Raw genomic sequence first — 15518 nt, forward strand, 5'->3', positions numbered from 1 at the left:
CTTTCTACGAAACAAACCGCTTAAAATCGGGATCGTAATTGTATTTTGCGGCTACCAGCCCTTTGGTTTTCAGGCCGAGGCTGCCCCAATTTTCCTCCGGGTTGGAATGAATAATGCTGCAGAGCCTAAGCAACCGCTCCTTTGGAAAATATTCAAGAAATTCCTCGATAAAATCGGCAAATTCAATAATGTAAAGCTTCATCCTTAACGCCGTGCCGGCAACAGAAATCAATGTTTCCATACCAAAATCCGTGACAATCGAAGTGCGATGCTGAATGAAGTAGGCGATCGACTTTTTCGTCATCAGCGTACGGTTTAATTTGATTGCTTCGAGCGCATATTCTACAAAATCCCGATCGTAGCTTGTCGGAACGAGGGTTTCGAGCTCTAGCTCCATGTCGCTCCGAAGAATAATGTGATTCAGAAGCTTAACACTGCGATTTTTCACTTTGTCGTTTTCAATAAAATCGCCGATTTCGCGAAGCTTTTCATAGGCAGGAGCAAGCTGGCCTTCTTCGGCATCGGCCTTCGCCAAATTACTGTCAAACCCGATTCCGTCTTTAATTCTTTTAAAATCGCTGCGAAGCAGTTTCCTAAGTTGTATAAAATATTCACTTTTCATAAAGATAGAGGTGATAAGACAATAGCTGAGGCAAAAGACTAACCCCGCAATAAGGGAATAGTACATCGATTTCATAGTCGGGGCGAACACAATTCCCAGGCTGACGAAGATTAAAATCCAGATGGCTTCGGTAAACAATTTATTTTTAAAAATGGTTTTTACCAGACTTTCCACGCCAATCCATTCTGTGCCGCAGGTTGGACAGCTCTCATCCGCAAGGACGGAATAGCGGTTGCATTTTTTGCACATTTTGAGCTTTTGGAATCTATATTGGGTCCGCTTTTTCTTTGTCAGCTGGACTGCTTGTTTAGCCAATTGAATCACCTTCATTTAGCTTGATTGCCAGTTCTTCATCTATCCCTTGAAAGTCGTCGCCAAGCCGTTTATTTTTAATTAATTTATAGAGTTTCCACATTAAAATCAGTCCTAGTAAGCAGGTAAATACTGTGATATACATCTTGCTTCCCCTTTTTCTGCATGATTTGACTTTAGTAATTTCCGCCTATGAAACAACATGTTTTTCCAAAAAATCCATTAAATTAAATTATAATAGGAAAATTTTGATATTAAAAGAAATATATTTAGGAATATACTAGGAGCAGTGGTAAAATATTAGTAAGTAAATTGAAAATATTGTCATCATTTCAAGAAATTTGCCGGTGGGGGTTCGACACGAATGTTTAAAAAATGGATTAGCAGTTTAATAGTATTCCTTTTCCTTTCTACGACTTTTTTCACAGTCGCCACATATGCTAAAAGTCCCTCAAACACCACTTCCCGAATTGAAGGGATGCTGGTCGTAGACGTCAGCAACTCGATGAAGAGCAGCGACCCTAACAATATCAGCTATGAAGCGATGAAAATGTTCATTGATATGGCGTCACTAAAGGGCGACAAAATTGGCGCGATTGCCTATTCTGACCATGTCATGCGGGAAAAAGCACTTGTCAAAATTAATTCGGAACAGGATAAAAAAGCTTTAAAGGAATTCATCGATACACTAAATACATATATGTATACCGATATCTCAGCCGGGGTTAAAGAAGCGGTCACAGTGCTCGACAGCAGTCATGAACAAGGCTACTTTCCGTTGATTGTCCTCCTCGCTGACGGGAACAATGAACTAGACCCGAATAAATCCAGAACACCAGAGCAGGCCGAAGAGGATTTAAACAAGGCCGTTGCTGCGGCCAAGGAAAAAGGCTACCCGATCTATACAATCGGCCTAAACGCGAATGGCAAATTGAACAAGGACGCCCTTACAAACGTTGCCTCCAGCACCAACGGAAAATTTTTCGAGGCAACCTCGCCGGACCAGCTTCCTGACATCCTCAGTGAAATATTTGCGAACCACCTTAAATTAAAAATTGTGCCAGTAAACGAATTAATCGGAAACGGGGATTTTCAGGATGTCAAAATCAACGTGCCCAACGAAAATGTCCTGGAAGCCAATATTTCCTTGATTTCCAGCCAGCCTGTGGAGGTTAAGCTGGTCGATCCGTCCGGCAAAGAAGTGGCGATCCCTTCCGACCAGGTCCTGCTTTCAACATCAAGGACCTATACATTGGTAAAGCTTCTAAAACCCGTTCAGGGTGATTGGACGCTCAAGGTAAAAGGGGTTCCCCAGGATAAAATTGATATCAATCTCGTCTTCAACTATGATTTGCAACTTAAACTGGCACCGCTTGCCAAGCAAAGCTATAAAGCTGGGGAAACGGTCAAGATTGATGCATTCTTTGAAGATAACGGTACCGCAATTGCAGATAAAGCCATCTATAATTCTATGAAAGCGACCTTGTTTATCAAGGATCTTGATACAGGAAAAACGGAGGAATCCCCCCTTACGGCCGGCGATAAAGGGTTCTCCGGAGAGTTCAAGCTTGGAAAAGCGTCCGGCTATGAAGTGAAGGTAAAAGCGGAGGATAACAGCTTCTTCCGTGAGACTGATCCGCAAAAAATCACGGTTCAAAAGGCAGCAGCTGCACCTGCGGTCAAACAAAAGCAGGCCGATGAAAAACCATTTCCTTGGCTCTATGTAGTGGGCGGAGTAATTGGCGCCCTGATCCTGGGGGCACTTATTTACTTACTGTTAAAATACTTGGCGCAGCAAAACAGAGGCTTCAGCGGGCAATTCGTCGTTGAAGTCAGAGATGAAGATACCGGTGAGCGGAGTAACCCGCAGTACAAGAAGCTAAAAGGCTTTAAAGGAAAGTTCCAGCTGCATCAGCTGCTATCGCTTTCGCCTGAATTTGCCGAAACGGGGCAAATCATTTTTAAACCGGGTGCAGGTGACTCGCTCATAATCATCAATCATTCCAATTGCACGATTGAAAAGGGCGGCCGGGCCATTGATGCCAAAAAGGGCCAGCCAATCAAACGCAATGACCGCCTGCGCATCGTGTTAAAACAGGTGAATAAATCTATTTATCTGGAATATATCAGCTAAGTAGATAAAAGATGGAAGTTGCCGCAAAACGGAATCCTTATTAAGTTATTTTTCGTCTTTAAAATATAGTTACTTTTTTCAGCCAGGGAGGAAAAGATTGCATGAAAGCAAGTGTGAAAGAGCATATTGAACAACTGGATGTCGCAAGAGGCGGAGGGATTATCTCCGAGAAAATCCGCGTTGACACAATTGATAACCCGATGCTTGTCATTGGGCTTGGCGGCACAGGCATTGACGCCCTGCTGCGTTTGAAGTACCAGGTTAACCGCAGGTTCAAACTGCCTGAAGATCCATTATCCAAAAAGAAAAAGGAAAAACCAAATAATATTGAGTTTTTGGCGTTTGAAACGAACGAGCATGACCGCAATAAAAATTACAACGGGATTCGTCTCGATCCAAATAAAGAATTCGTCCTGTTATCGAATCCCGAGATTGGCAGCGTGCTGTCAAACCGCAGCACGATGGAGCCTTACATAAAGGAATGGCTGTCACCGGAATTGTCAATAACTGACGGTATCAGCGGCGCCTCTGGGATACGACAGGCGGGCCGGCTATTGATGTTTACTAAAATTAATCAAGTTGTCAAAACAATTGAAAATAAAATTAATGCCGTCCTTGAGGGGTCAGGCAAGAAATTGTACGTCTTCCTCCTCACCGGACTGTCCGGCGGAACAGGAAGCGGCTGTTTCCTTGATATTGCCTATATCGTCAGAGGCATCATGGATAAAAAATTCGGTTCTAAAGGTGCCGACAGAGTCAATATTCTTGGCTACCTGTTCACACCTGACGTGAACCTGTCCAAGAAGGGCATCAGCTACCACACGGCCGAATATATCGAGAAAAATGGTTATGCAGCCTTAAAAGAATTGGACTACTGGATGAACTGTGATGAACGAAAGGAACGCTTCATTCAGAAATATGGCACGATGCTGTCAGTAAACTCACAGCTGCCGCCATTCAATCTCTGCCATTTAATCTCGGGGACCAACCTCGAGGGAAAATGGCTTGAAAATGCTTATGATTACTGCATGAATGTCACGGCAGAGAATATTACCAACTTTATGGCCAGTGAAGATAAAGGCTCTGGTGATGAGTTTGCGATTCATGACTATATCAGCAATATTCATGCCAATATTGCCAGCATGCATAAGCCATACCCGGCCAACTATCAATACAATATTATCGGGGCGTCGATGGCGGAAATCCCGCTTGAGGAAATGACGACTTACCTTGGCTACAAGCTGTTTGAAAAAATGGATAACATGTTTGAGACACGGCCTTCGCAAACCGATGTTGACCAATTTGCCCAACGGCTGCGGATTGATCCTGAATCCCTGCACCAGCGCTATAATGAAAGGGTGCCCGAGCCTCTATCAGGCTACGAAAATAGCGAGCGATTCTCGTATAATAACGTGATAAAAACATCTGTCACCAATATTGACGAAGAATTAAACCGAGAATACCTGCTCAGAGCGAAGGAACAATATCGTCGCTGTACGAACCAGCTGCCTGGCCAGATGATCGAAGAGTTCCGCAGGCAAATGGAGAAAATGTTCTTGCAGGGGGATAAGGGGCCGATCTACTCGTCTCGCTTAATTTATTTTAAGGACCAGGCCTGCTTATTGGCGAATATAAAAACCTATATTCATAACTTAGAAGCCCGTCTTGAACAGCTGCCGGCAGCCATCCAATCCGAGCAGGAATTTGCGTACAATAAGCTTGAGGATGCCAGAAGCGCGTTTATTTCAAAGGATAAGAAAAAGAATGCCTACATTGGGGCAAAGCTTGACGAATTCGATAAACGGGTTGAAAAAGAACGCATTGAAGAAATGATCCAGTTTTATGAGGATTTGTACCAGCAGCTTAATAACTTGAACAGCAAAATTTATGTGGTCTACAAGGAAATCCTTGACGCACTGCGGACTATTTTTAAACAGAATGCCAATATCCTGGTTAATGGTACCGAGGTGCGCGAGCAAAATAACGTCACCTATTATTGGCAATTGGTGAATGTTCCGGATGTCGCCAAAGAAATCCAGAGCATGTTTGATTCCAAAGATGGCGAATTGCTCATCCAGGATTGGGCGCAAATGCTGCTTGAAAAATCAGCAAACTGGATCAACGAGGACGATGTCGATATCGTCGGCAGCGTTTCTGAATTCCTGAGCGACCAGTTCGGCGGCTTGATTACGAAATCAATGGAGGACTTCCTGCGGCTTAAGTTTGGCGAAGATATGCCAATCGACCGGATTATCGATGAAAAGATTGCCGGCCGCCTTGATCATGATGCCTTGCCGGTATTCCACCTTGCTGACAGTCACGGCTCACTCCACTTCCCAGAGTGGGGCTTTGTCTCCGTCCCGGTTAAGGCGCCGAATATCCTTGCCGGACTCAAGAGCTACCAAAGGCACTCGATCAGCGGGTCCAAGTTTACGATTAAAGAAAGTGAGCTGAAAAACCGGATTTTCTGGTTAAATACCAAAAACGGAATTCCATTGTATTCCTACTCACCGCTTTCACTTTATGAAGCATCGTACGAAAAGACGATTTTGGAAAAAGAGGGCGTTGGCCGGCACCTTGTGCAAAATGCAAACGAAAACTGGGCCTTCCTTCCGTCTCCGGTTCCGGAAAAATCATGGGGAGATACGTACCGAAACGAACGTCTGCATAAATACAATGCCGGGATTCGCGCTTTGTTTGACCAGGCGATGCAATTCAAAGTCATTAGCGAGAAGGATTCCGATCAAGGCACGAGTGCCCGCTATCAATGCCATTTTACAAAGGAATTTAATATGGACGAATTATTCGCCCAATACGAGGTTGATCCAAAGAACATCGACAAAGCAAGCCCTGGAAGCTTGAAGCAGCTATACCGTCAGCTGAAAGACATGTTGAATGGCGGCATGGAAGCAGATGGCGCAAGCGATATTTTCGGCAGCACCAACCTGGAAGTTGCCAAGGAAAACTTCATCCGCTCTCCAAAGCTGATTGAGAAAGTAAAGCTAGAGGTTAAAAAATACAGCCTGATCAAAGAAAAGATGGAAGATATACAACAATACATGGCCTCCCAGGATGAACGCGAGGCTGCCTTGAATCAATACATTCAGGCGATTTATACGAAAACGATTAAGAAGCGCGGAGCTCTTTATGTATATGATAAAGAGATTGAGGAAGACGCTTGGGAGCCGTTTATAAACTTGATGAAGACGACCAAGTTTGTCGAATTTGAACTATTTAATGCGTTCAAAGGCTTAAATCAAAAGAAGAAGGATCAGCTGGAGAAGAAATCAGAGCAGCGCAGCAACGAGATGATTAACCAGGAAAATGCGACGGAGCTAATCGCCGCATTGGAAGAAATGGCTGCCACCTATGCCAAGGAAAAGGAAGCTCTCGACTATGACTGGCAGGATCTCGCCAATGGTGAAGAACTCTACGGATTCTATAAGGATATGATGATCAAAGTCAACGAGATGCTGAGACAATTGAAATCTTAATTAAAATGACTAGGCCACATGCAGAATCTGCTTGTGGCCGCCTCTTATCACGTGACCAATTTTTTTAAACCGTGTTTTTTCTACAGGGAGGAAAACAGCCTTGAAGGAACTTTTACAGAAATACGCCATTACATTTTCGAATGAGCTGGAAAAAATGACACTGGAGGAAAATGAACAGCGAAGTGTCAACCATCCGGTCGTCTTCCTGTTCTTGGGTGACCAGGTCAAAGATGCCATGACATCGATTATGCAAATTAATCAAGAAAAGTGGCATAACAGCTCAGGTGTGTTATATTTCCATGCCTATCAAACAGACACCATCACCCACGAAAACGTGTTATCCATTCAAGTGCCGGGAAAAGGGTTTGAACGCCAAACGATTCGCAAAAACATGTACGAAGCGTTTACAAATGACGATGATAAACTGATTGAACTTAACAAAGCCTTCCGCAAGCTTTCAGTGAAAATTGCTGAATATGGCAAGGTTTATTCCTCGTTGATCAAGATCAATCTCTGTGTCGTAACCGCGATCAGCGACCCGGCCAATATCCTAATTCAGGAAATAACCCTGCTGTTAAAAAGCATTCTTCAGGAATCCTTTAAAAACGTCGAGGTCGATTTATACGGTTTGCTGAAGGAACGGCAGGACGAAAATAATTTTGCCTTCTCTACCTCACTCGGGATGAGCTTTTTAAAGGAATTGGATTATTTCCAAAGCAGCCACTATTCGTTTGAAAAGAATATGCAGTTGACGGAAGATCATCTGCGCCTGCCGGTGATTCACCCCCCTTCGCCGCTCTTTGATATGGTCTACCTATTGAGCGATAAGAATGAGGCCGGGTTAATTTCTAGTGAAGCCTCCCAGCTAAACTACGAAATTATTAGTAATTTAAATCTGTTAAAAAACCGGAAAATGATTACCGATTACCATGAAAAGATGGACAGCTATAACCATCAGGATTTTAGAAATGGGATTAGGGGAAATTCTGCCGACCCGGTGTATGCTTCAGCAGGGTTTGCCAAGGTCACCCGACCCAATAAAGCGATTGCCCTTCATGCGGCAAGTTACTTTTTCCAGGAATATTTACGTACCTTAACGGAAGCAAGTGATGAAAAGCCTGACACCGTTCTCAACTTATTGGAACTGTCGGAATCCCATTTTCAAAAACAGTACCAAAACCTCCTTCCATCGAGCGATAAGCTTGGTGATATGAATGGATTAATGGGTGTCACTCATTCCTATCAGGCGATAAAAAAAATGTCGGTTCGCGATGCAGAGTCGCATTTATATGAAGGCGTTACACAGCGATTCTTTGCCGTTAACTTTGAAGAGCCTGTCCGCGAGCATCTACAGAAATTAAATTTGAAGCAGCATATTGAGCGCTGCCTCGATGAAAACATCATTAACAATGAAAAATACGGCCTGCACTGCGCCTATTTATGGACTTCAGAATCTTCTGGCCTTGGGATCAGTGTAATGAATGAAATCGGCCGAATGCTGCGTGAAACGAAAAGTGAACGCTTGGAGGTCGAAGCGAGGCTCGAGCAATACTATCAACAAATGGTCGATCATTGTGACTTTAAGAAGAGCTTGCTGCCTTTTTCGGATAAGAAAAATTTGGCCAGCTTTTTACAATACTTTTTTGAAGCGGTTTATGGTGCAAAGCATCAGCTGTTGAGGTTGGAAATCAAGCAGGCCATCCTCTTGCAATACCTAGAGGTGCTGCAGCAAACACATCTCTCCCTCCGAAGAAAAATCGAGCTTATCGATCAGGTAGAATCACAGCTGAAACAAGCGGCGGCCGAGAGTCTATATGATACAGACGATTATTTGGATAAAAATATCGCCGAGTACTATGCCGGCATTATTAAAACAATAACTGGAAAGCTGAGAGACCAACGCGGTTCTACTATCCTTTCCAATGAGCGGTTTTTTGGCAACCTGCTCAGCGTTTTGGAAGGCGGTGCCAACGCGCTGTTAGAAAAATTGCTTTCTATTTGTAACCTCGAAGTATTAACCCAACCTGAATTTCACCGCAGCTTTGAGGATGAACTGCTGGAAAGGGCGAATGTCGCCTCCGATTATGCTAATCAAGAGATCCTGACAAAGGACGATTTATTTAAGCAATTGTACCAGCGTCTATATGAGAACTCGGCCATCCAGATCGAGGTGTTCCACTATTCACAGGAACACCGTTATGAAGAAAAATACTTCTTCGGCGATTTTTACAGCAAGTTTATGAATTTTGCCTTGGAAAAGGAACAAGAAACACGCCATTTCAAAGTTGGCTGTGCCCATGAGAAGGATTCCAGCGGGGTTGAAAAATTAACACTGATGGGCGGATTTAAACTAAAAGACCTAATGTATTACCAACATGGTGAACGGTACTACAAGACCTACTCCGAGAATGGTTATGAGTTCCATGCGGAAGCCATGGAAACCCACACTACACAGTAAGGAGACCAAAAAATCATGCCTGTCCGTAAATTTAGTATACTTTTCTTTATTTTCAGCATCATTGCCGGCGTTATTGGGGCCCTGCTCGGTGAATGGTTACTAGAGTCCTATTATGGGATCTGGCCCAACCTACTGTTGATTGGTGTCTATTTTGGCCAGTTGGCCTTTCTCGCGGGACTCTTCTGCCTGCTGGCGGAAATCATCTCGCCGGTCATTAACGGCCAAGGCTGGCGCCGGGAATATACCGGGCTGTCATGGAAGGTGCTAATCCCTTCTACACTGGTCATGCTGTTTGCCGCAGGTCTTTTGTTTCAATTCTTATATTCTGTTAATTTTTCAAATATCAAACCACCGGACGATCTTGTCGTCGTGTTGGATATTTCGGGCAGTATGAATGAAACGGATCCTAAACATGAAAGCTTAAAGGCAGCCGGCGAGTTGATTTCCACCATGAAACCAACCAATCGGGCCGCGATTATTTCCTTTAATGACCAAGCCTTTGTGACAAAGCCGATGTTTAACGTAAATGACAAAACGGAGAAAGCGGATGGTATTGCCGCAGTCAATAGTCTTGACTATAACGGGGACACCGATATCGGCAATGCCTTGGATATCGCGATGCAGGAGATGGATGCCAATCAACAGGCAGGCCGCAAACCGATGGTGATCCTGTTTTCAGACGGGTATAGTGAGCTTGACCTAAACGCAGTGCTAGAGCCCTATCAAAGCAAGGATATTGCCATCCATACCATCGGGATGAGCCAGATTGACAGGAGCGGCGCCCAGCTGCTTAAATTGATTGCGTCTAATACCGGCGGTTCTTTTTATGATGTCAAAAACGCCTCACAGTTAAAAAATATCTATGAAAAAATATATCTGGAAAATCAAGACCGTTTGCTTGTTGCGGAGCGGCACGGTGTGTTCAAAACGAGCCTCTGGCTTTCCATCCTCCGGGTTGTGCTTGTTACCTTCATCGGAGGACTGTTTGGCTTAGCGCTTGGAATCGTGTTTGACAACAGTTTTCTGGCAAAAAGCTATTCGATTACCGGCTTGATTATGGGATTAGTGGCCGGACTCGTGCTTGAGCTTAGCTTGCAGGATTCCGCTGCCCTATCCGGGTTCTATTACCGGCTTACTGCCGATATTCTGTTAACCGCAGCAACAGGGCTCGGTACTTTGTTAATTCCGATTCGTGAAAAATTTTCAGGCGGGGTCCCGCATCGTTCCGGCAGATCCGATGTTTCGCTTGGCGGTTCGTCCAAAAGACGAGATCCGCTCAATAAAGGATTTTAACGGGGCCTCTCGCCCTTTATAACCAACTAGAATTCAAGATTGTGGGTGAAAAGCTGGTGAACTGGGAATCGATACCATCTTATAGCTATGAAATAAAAGATATAAAAAAAACAGTAAGAGATTCAGAGCTTCATTTATCATGGTTTTGGCCAAATGAAATAGATTTTGTTTATATTTACAAAACGTTGGCTGAAAAGCAAAAGCCGCTAAGCGAACTGCAGAAGGCTGATTTGCGACTCTACACACGGGAGGAATATAAGGCCAACCAAGGATATATAGGCAGAGTCGATGCGATTGGCCAATATGCATACCGCATCTTCCCCTGCCAAAAACGTGATGGGAAACTAATCGTTTTTGCCCAGGAAAACGACCACAATCTCATGTATGTAACAGGGGCCAAGGCCAAGATTTATTTTTCGATTGATTATAAAAATAGATGGTTCAATTCAAAGAAAATGGTGAAAATGTCGATTATGACAGAGATTCCGCTTGAGAAGGAACTGTTGGTTTATGTAAAAAAGCGCGGCAGCACACCGACTTCGATTGAAGATGGAACCCAATTCCCGTTTATCCGGGATTTTGCATCAGGGGAAAATGAGCAGCCCGAAATAGAGATTGATAAAGATGAATACATTCGAATCTTTTTTAGCAATGGCAAACAATCAGCCCAGAGCTTTGAGCTGATTCCAAAATAAGGAGAGACCTTGAGATGTTCGGACTACTAAAGAAAATGTTTGGAGCAAAACCAGCAGAAACAATCAAACTGCCATACTATGATATTGTTTGTCCTTACTGTTTTTCAAAATTTCACCATGAGGACGTCGTTTTCCGCGCGTCCCACCACCGTGATGATGATGAGGCCTTAGCACTTCAAGAGGATGAAGTGTTAAATAAATACCGGGCCAAATTTGGGCTTGCCCCGATTGATGAACTCGAGGCGGTCATCAACCCGACGACCATTCCGCAGGAAAACAAGATTTACACGAACAATGTACTGATGGGAGTATCGGACAAATATTCCGAGGTGACCAAGAACCGGCTTTGCCCGAGCTGTCATAACGAGCTGCCGATCACCGCCGGTAAATACCCGAGTAACATCATTTCGGTTGTCGGTGCCACTTCTGTCGGAAAATCGGTTTATATTACCTCGTTAATTCATACGCTGCAGCGTGTAACGGCGAGCAATTTTAACGCCGCCTGTATTCCGCTGAATAATTCGATTAGCAGACGATTCAGGGATGAATATGAAATTCCTTTATTTGAAAATGGGATGCTGTTCAAAGCTACCGAAACAACCAAACGTCAGGAGCCGTTTATTTTTCAATTTGTGTTTAAGGATGAAGATAGGGCGCCACTAACACTCGTATTCTTTGATGTCGCCGGTGAGGGCATGACCCAAAAAGACTATTTGCAGTTGCATGCATCGCACATTAAAAACTCGGCCGGCATTTTGTTCTTGGTTGACCCGATGCAGATCCGCGCGATTCGCGAAAAATTGCTACACCAAATGGGCGAAAATCCAGGGAAAATCGTGGGTTTGGCAGATGAGCCGCGGGAGGTTGTCGTGTCCTTGTTCGAGGATTTCATCGCCCATCAGGAAAACAGCAAAACCGATATCCCAACGGCCATCGTTTTAACAAAGAGCGATTTACTATCAGCGTTAAGTTCCGAGGATGGCGAATATATCCGATCCAACAGCAATGTGTTCCGTAATGTGACACACCGGGGCTTCCTTAACCTTGATGAATTTGGCAATATCAACGGGGAAATTCGAAGATTCCTTGCAAAGGTAGACACCCCGTTCGTCGATGCTGTTGATGTGTATTTCAGGGACACTTCCTATTTTGCCGTGTCCGCGCTCGGAAGCAACCCAGTCGACCAGCAGGTGAACGGGATCATCAGCCCGGTCCGCGTCGACGAACCATTTGTTTGGCTTCTCTACAAGCTTGGATTTATCGAAGGGAGACATGAGCAATGAGTGGGAACATTCAACAGCAGCTCTATACCCGAGAGCGGGGCGGGATCTTCAGCACCTCCGACGGCTATGATACAATTGCCATTTCCGAAGGGCTTGATAAATCGTTTGTAAAAAAGTATCTTCATCCCTTTTGCTTATATTCCTCACCAAAGTCTTTATTGGCAAGCAAACAAAGAGATGCCTCCCTTTACCCGGAGGCGGTCACCCTATTCCAGCCGGAAACGGGTGACCTTGTCATTGGACAAGCTGTGTATGTACCAGCAGATTTCACCGGGGAGCGCAGTACATATTTTATGCATAACTATGTCATTCCCGCGAGTATGAAAGAGGAATGGCTAAAGAACTCGACTAACCTTTTTCAAATAACCGAATTTGCCACTTCCTATGACGTGGAACTTGGAAAGGTTATTCCTGAAAAAAATGCAATTAGCCATGGTCAGCGCGACATTCTTGCTCTGAAAGACGTGCTGCTTGGCAGATTAGGGATTTCCGATGCCCAGTTCAAACAGCTCCTTTTCGCGGTGATGACCTCCATTGCGGGCAAGAAAAAGGTGTTTGTTTCTTTACCAGTACCGCTCGAGGACTATTCGAAGGATGCGCTTCAGCTTTTAGAATTGATCTATGTTTATTTGCCTTATGCCCACAGGCGTAAATTAGGGGCAATGACGTTCACGAGCGAGCCGGAAACGAAGAATTACATCCATGTGATGTTCTTTGAGCCCGGGACACTAAACTATGCCGACCGCTCCATCGAAAAGCAATTCATTTTCGATTTTGCTGCCGGCCGAATTTCCGGGGTTGAGATTGAGGGCCAGAAACACGAGTATTTGGATTTGGCAATGGAGGCATTTGCCCATTCCGAACGAATTGATCATTTCATGACCTTTGCCGAAGCCGCTTTATCAGGACTGCCTGACGAGCAAAAGCTTGAGCTATCAAGCTATTATCAATTAACCGACCTGTATTTAACACTGGTTGGCAGTGACTCATCCATTTTTCAGCGAAATAAGATCGGCTTTTTGTACGGGCTTGAGAAGTTTCTGCGCGTAAATCATGAGAACAAACCTGATTTGGTTGCGTTATTTTTAAAACTCATTTCAGAGGAAAAAGCAGCAACAGACCCAGCCATTGCCGTGGATTATGTGCACTCGGTATTGGAGATTAACAAAATCGTCCGGCATGAGGAACCATTGTCCTTTGTACTGCGGACGCTTTCTGCACATCAGACGACTCCGTTATTCCAAAAGCTGTGGAAATTGCTGGAGCAGGACAAGCCTTCTCATCGGGCAATTGTATTATTCATTAAGGAACGTCACGAATATGAATCACTGCTTGGACAATATCTCGAGGAGCGTTTTCAGCCTTTGAACCGGGTTGAAGAAATCCTCAATGAAATAAAAGTGCTGCTGGCAGCGCCATATCTACTTGATATTGAGAAATTCAAGTTCGTGGCTATTGAAAAATTGGAAGCATCGATTAAGCATGACCGAAATCCGTTTAAGGCTGTTGAAGCAGTTAAGGATTTTTCTTTTAGCGTTCAGGAGCCGGAATTAGCCAGTATTAAGCAAACGATGTTAGTCAAGGCTATGATCGTTTTGCTTAACAGCATCCGTCCCGACGCGCTTTCTACCCAAGATATTATGGCGTTCGGGAGGATTTTTACGAATATATCCTTCAAGGATATGAAGGAAGGACCAGCAAAGGATCGTTTTCGGATCACCGATGTTCTGTACCAATTGTTGAGTAATCCGTCCCAGGCTGAACTTGTCAATCTTAAAGCTTTAAAACGAGGTGAACGTGAACAGGTAAGGGAAATTGTCCAAAGGCTGCTGCGGACCAAAATCACGACTGAACATTTGTCGCTGCTAACCATGGCCTACCAGTCAGAGTTCGATGAGGTTGATTATGGGGGGCTTTTCAGGCATCTTGTTCAATACGGTGATGACAAAGCGATGTTGTCCTTTATTAGAACGAATTCAAGACCATCCGGGATGAACCAGCAATTATTCCAGCGTACTTTAGTAAACTATCTAGTTAATAATGAAAAATCGATTTGGAAAAAGAAAGAGTATCGGAATGAACTGAAGCAAATTAAAAGTTTAAGAAGCGTTATAAAGAAAGTAGAATGGGAAACTGCCAATCCAGTTGTGAAATTTTTAAAGCAGCATGGTATCAAACTGGGCATCGCATTGGTGATTCTTGGCGGTGTGGGCAGTGCTACCTGGTTCGGCCTCGACTATTTATTAAATAAGGATGAGAAGCCTAAGGTTGTGAAAACTGGTGGTAAGGCGGCGGAGGAGAACAAGCAGGAAAAACCAGCCCCAACCGAACCGGCTGTTTTCGGACTAAATTCCGAAATCTTTAAAAAATGGACTCCCGGGGTGGACGGTGACCAAACCATTGAGTTAAGGTATCCAGATCAGCAGTACCAGTTCACGTTTGGCCCAAAACAACCAAGGGGCGCATTAATAGATGATAAGGGGAACCCACACAAACTTTCATTAAATGTTCAATCAGTAACTAGTCCTTTTGAGCAGAATGACGCTTTAAAGAAAGGATTTTCCATTTATGCTGCACCGTATGATTTTGATGAGGATAAAACGGATGAGTTGGTCATCACAGCAACTGGCGGGTCAGAAGGGTCCTATATTTGGATTTATCGGTTCCAAGCACCTATTAAAGAAGGCAATCATCCGCTTGAATTACTCTCCTTTAAACAGAGCTCAGCAGATGTGAAGCTCCAAGGGAATTCGCTAATCATACAAAACGGTGAAAAACCCGAAACGCATGTATATCCTTTCCCGGCGGAAGAAACCAATAATTAGTAAGCATTTCTGAAAAGCATTCCTATTTTGGAATGCTTTTTATGTAGCAATAAACATTGGCTACCTTATTTGGATTTGCTGGTTGATTTCGGGAGCCAATGAACCTTATTGGCTACCAAGTTTGGATTTGTTCATCGGTTACGGGAGCCAATGGACCTTATTGGCTACCTTTTTTGGGTTTGTTCATCGATTTTTGGGAGCCAATAGACCCTATTGGCTCCACTTTTTGGATTTGCACATCGATTTCGGGAGCCAATGAACCTTTTTGGCTACCCTTTTTGGTTTTGTTCATCGGTTTCGGTAGCCAATTGACCTTATTGGGATTAAGTCTATATAATTGTGTAAAAAGAAAGGTCATCAATCATGATCCGTGTTAAAATGTTTTTTTCGACCAAGAAAATC

The 15518-nt window shown here is 44.0% G+C and carries 9 protein-coding genes; 7 read left to right on the forward strand and 2 right to left on the reverse strand.

Annotated features, from left to right (window positions below; translation table 11 throughout):
• Window positions 1-4: 4 nt before the first annotated feature.
• Complete coding sequence (locus tag AR334_RS18895) at window positions 5-937, reverse strand: hypothetical protein (protein WP_066315299.1); 933 nt, start codon at window positions 935-937, stop codon at window positions 5-7.
• Window positions 930-1079 carry a hypothetical protein gene (locus AR334_RS29580; protein ID WP_156431318.1) on the reverse strand — a complete coding sequence of 50 codons (150 nt, stop codon included), beginning with the start codon at window positions 1077-1079 and terminating at the stop codon, window positions 930-932. The genes AR334_RS18895 and AR334_RS29580 overlap by 8 nt, the downstream gene beginning before the upstream one ends.
• 219 nt (window positions 1080-1298) lie before the next feature.
• On the opposite strand from AR334_RS29580, the gene AR334_RS18900 reads away from it, so the two are divergent.
• From AR334_RS18900 to AR334_RS18930, 7 genes are all read left to right on the forward strand, one after another.
• The gene (locus AR334_RS18900) at window positions 1299-3068 is read left to right on the forward strand and encodes a VWA domain-containing protein (protein WP_066315312.1); all 1770 of its coding nucleotides are present in this window, start codon (window positions 1299-1301) and stop codon (window positions 3066-3068) included.
• Between the two features lie 101 nt (window positions 3069-3169).
• Window positions 3170-6562 (forward strand): tubulin-like doman-containing protein, encoded by a 3393-nt coding sequence (locus AR334_RS18905; protein ID WP_066315315.1) that lies wholly within the window; start codon window positions 3170-3172, stop codon window positions 6560-6562.
• A gap of 100 nt (window positions 6563-6662) precedes the next feature.
• Entirely contained in the window at window positions 6663-9020 is a 2358-nt protein-coding gene (locus tag AR334_RS18910; protein ID WP_066315317.1) for a hypothetical protein, read from the forward strand.
• Between the two features lie 15 nt (window positions 9021-9035).
• A complete protein-coding gene (locus AR334_RS18915; protein ID WP_066315319.1) occupies window positions 9036-10313 on the forward strand; it encodes a VWA domain-containing protein in 1278 nt (425 codons plus the stop codon).
• A gap of 56 nt (window positions 10314-10369) precedes the next feature.
• The gene (locus AR334_RS18920) at window positions 10370-11008 is read left to right on the forward strand and encodes a hypothetical protein (protein WP_066315327.1); all 639 of its coding nucleotides are present in this window, start codon (window positions 10370-10372) and stop codon (window positions 11006-11008) included.
• 14 nt (window positions 11009-11022) lie between these two features.
• Window positions 11023-12291: a hypothetical protein gene (locus AR334_RS18925; RefSeq protein ID WP_066315330.1), complete on the forward strand. Its 1269-nt coding sequence runs from the start codon at window positions 11023-11025 to the stop codon at window positions 12289-12291.
• Window positions 12288-15116: a hypothetical protein gene (locus tag AR334_RS18930; protein WP_066315334.1), complete on the forward strand. Its 2829-nt coding sequence runs from the start codon at window positions 12288-12290 to the stop codon at window positions 15114-15116. The genes AR334_RS18925 and AR334_RS18930 overlap by 4 nt, the downstream gene beginning before the upstream one ends.
• Window positions 15117-15518 lie beyond the last annotated feature (402 nt).

It is taken from the genome of Bacillus sp. FJAT-29814, assembly GCF_001510715.1.
Lineage (GTDB): Bacteria > Bacillota > Bacilli > Bacillales > Cytobacillaceae > Neobacillus.

Excerpts from the sequence above, each read along its gene's own strand:
- AR334_RS18930 (WP_066315334.1), top strand. The coding sequence starts at position 12,288 with ATGAGTGGGAACATTCAACAGCAGCTCTATACCCGAGAGCGGGGCGGG.
- AR334_RS29580 (WP_156431318.1), bottom strand. The coding sequence starts at position 1,079 with ATGTATATCACAGTATTTACCTGCTTACTAGGACTGATTTTAATGTGG.
- AR334_RS18925 (WP_066315330.1), top strand. The coding sequence starts at position 11,023 with ATGTTCGGACTACTAAAGAAAATGTTTGGAGCAAAACCAGCAGAAACA.
- AR334_RS18905 (WP_066315315.1), top strand. The coding sequence starts at position 3,170 with ATGAAAGCAAGTGTGAAAGAGCATATTGAACAACTGGATGTCGCAAGA.
- AR334_RS18900 (WP_066315312.1), top strand. The coding sequence starts at position 1,299 with ATGTTTAAAAAATGGATTAGCAGTTTAATAGTATTCCTTTTCCTTTCT.
- AR334_RS18915 (WP_066315319.1), top strand. The coding sequence starts at position 9,036 with ATGCCTGTCCGTAAATTTAGTATACTTTTCTTTATTTTCAGCATCATT.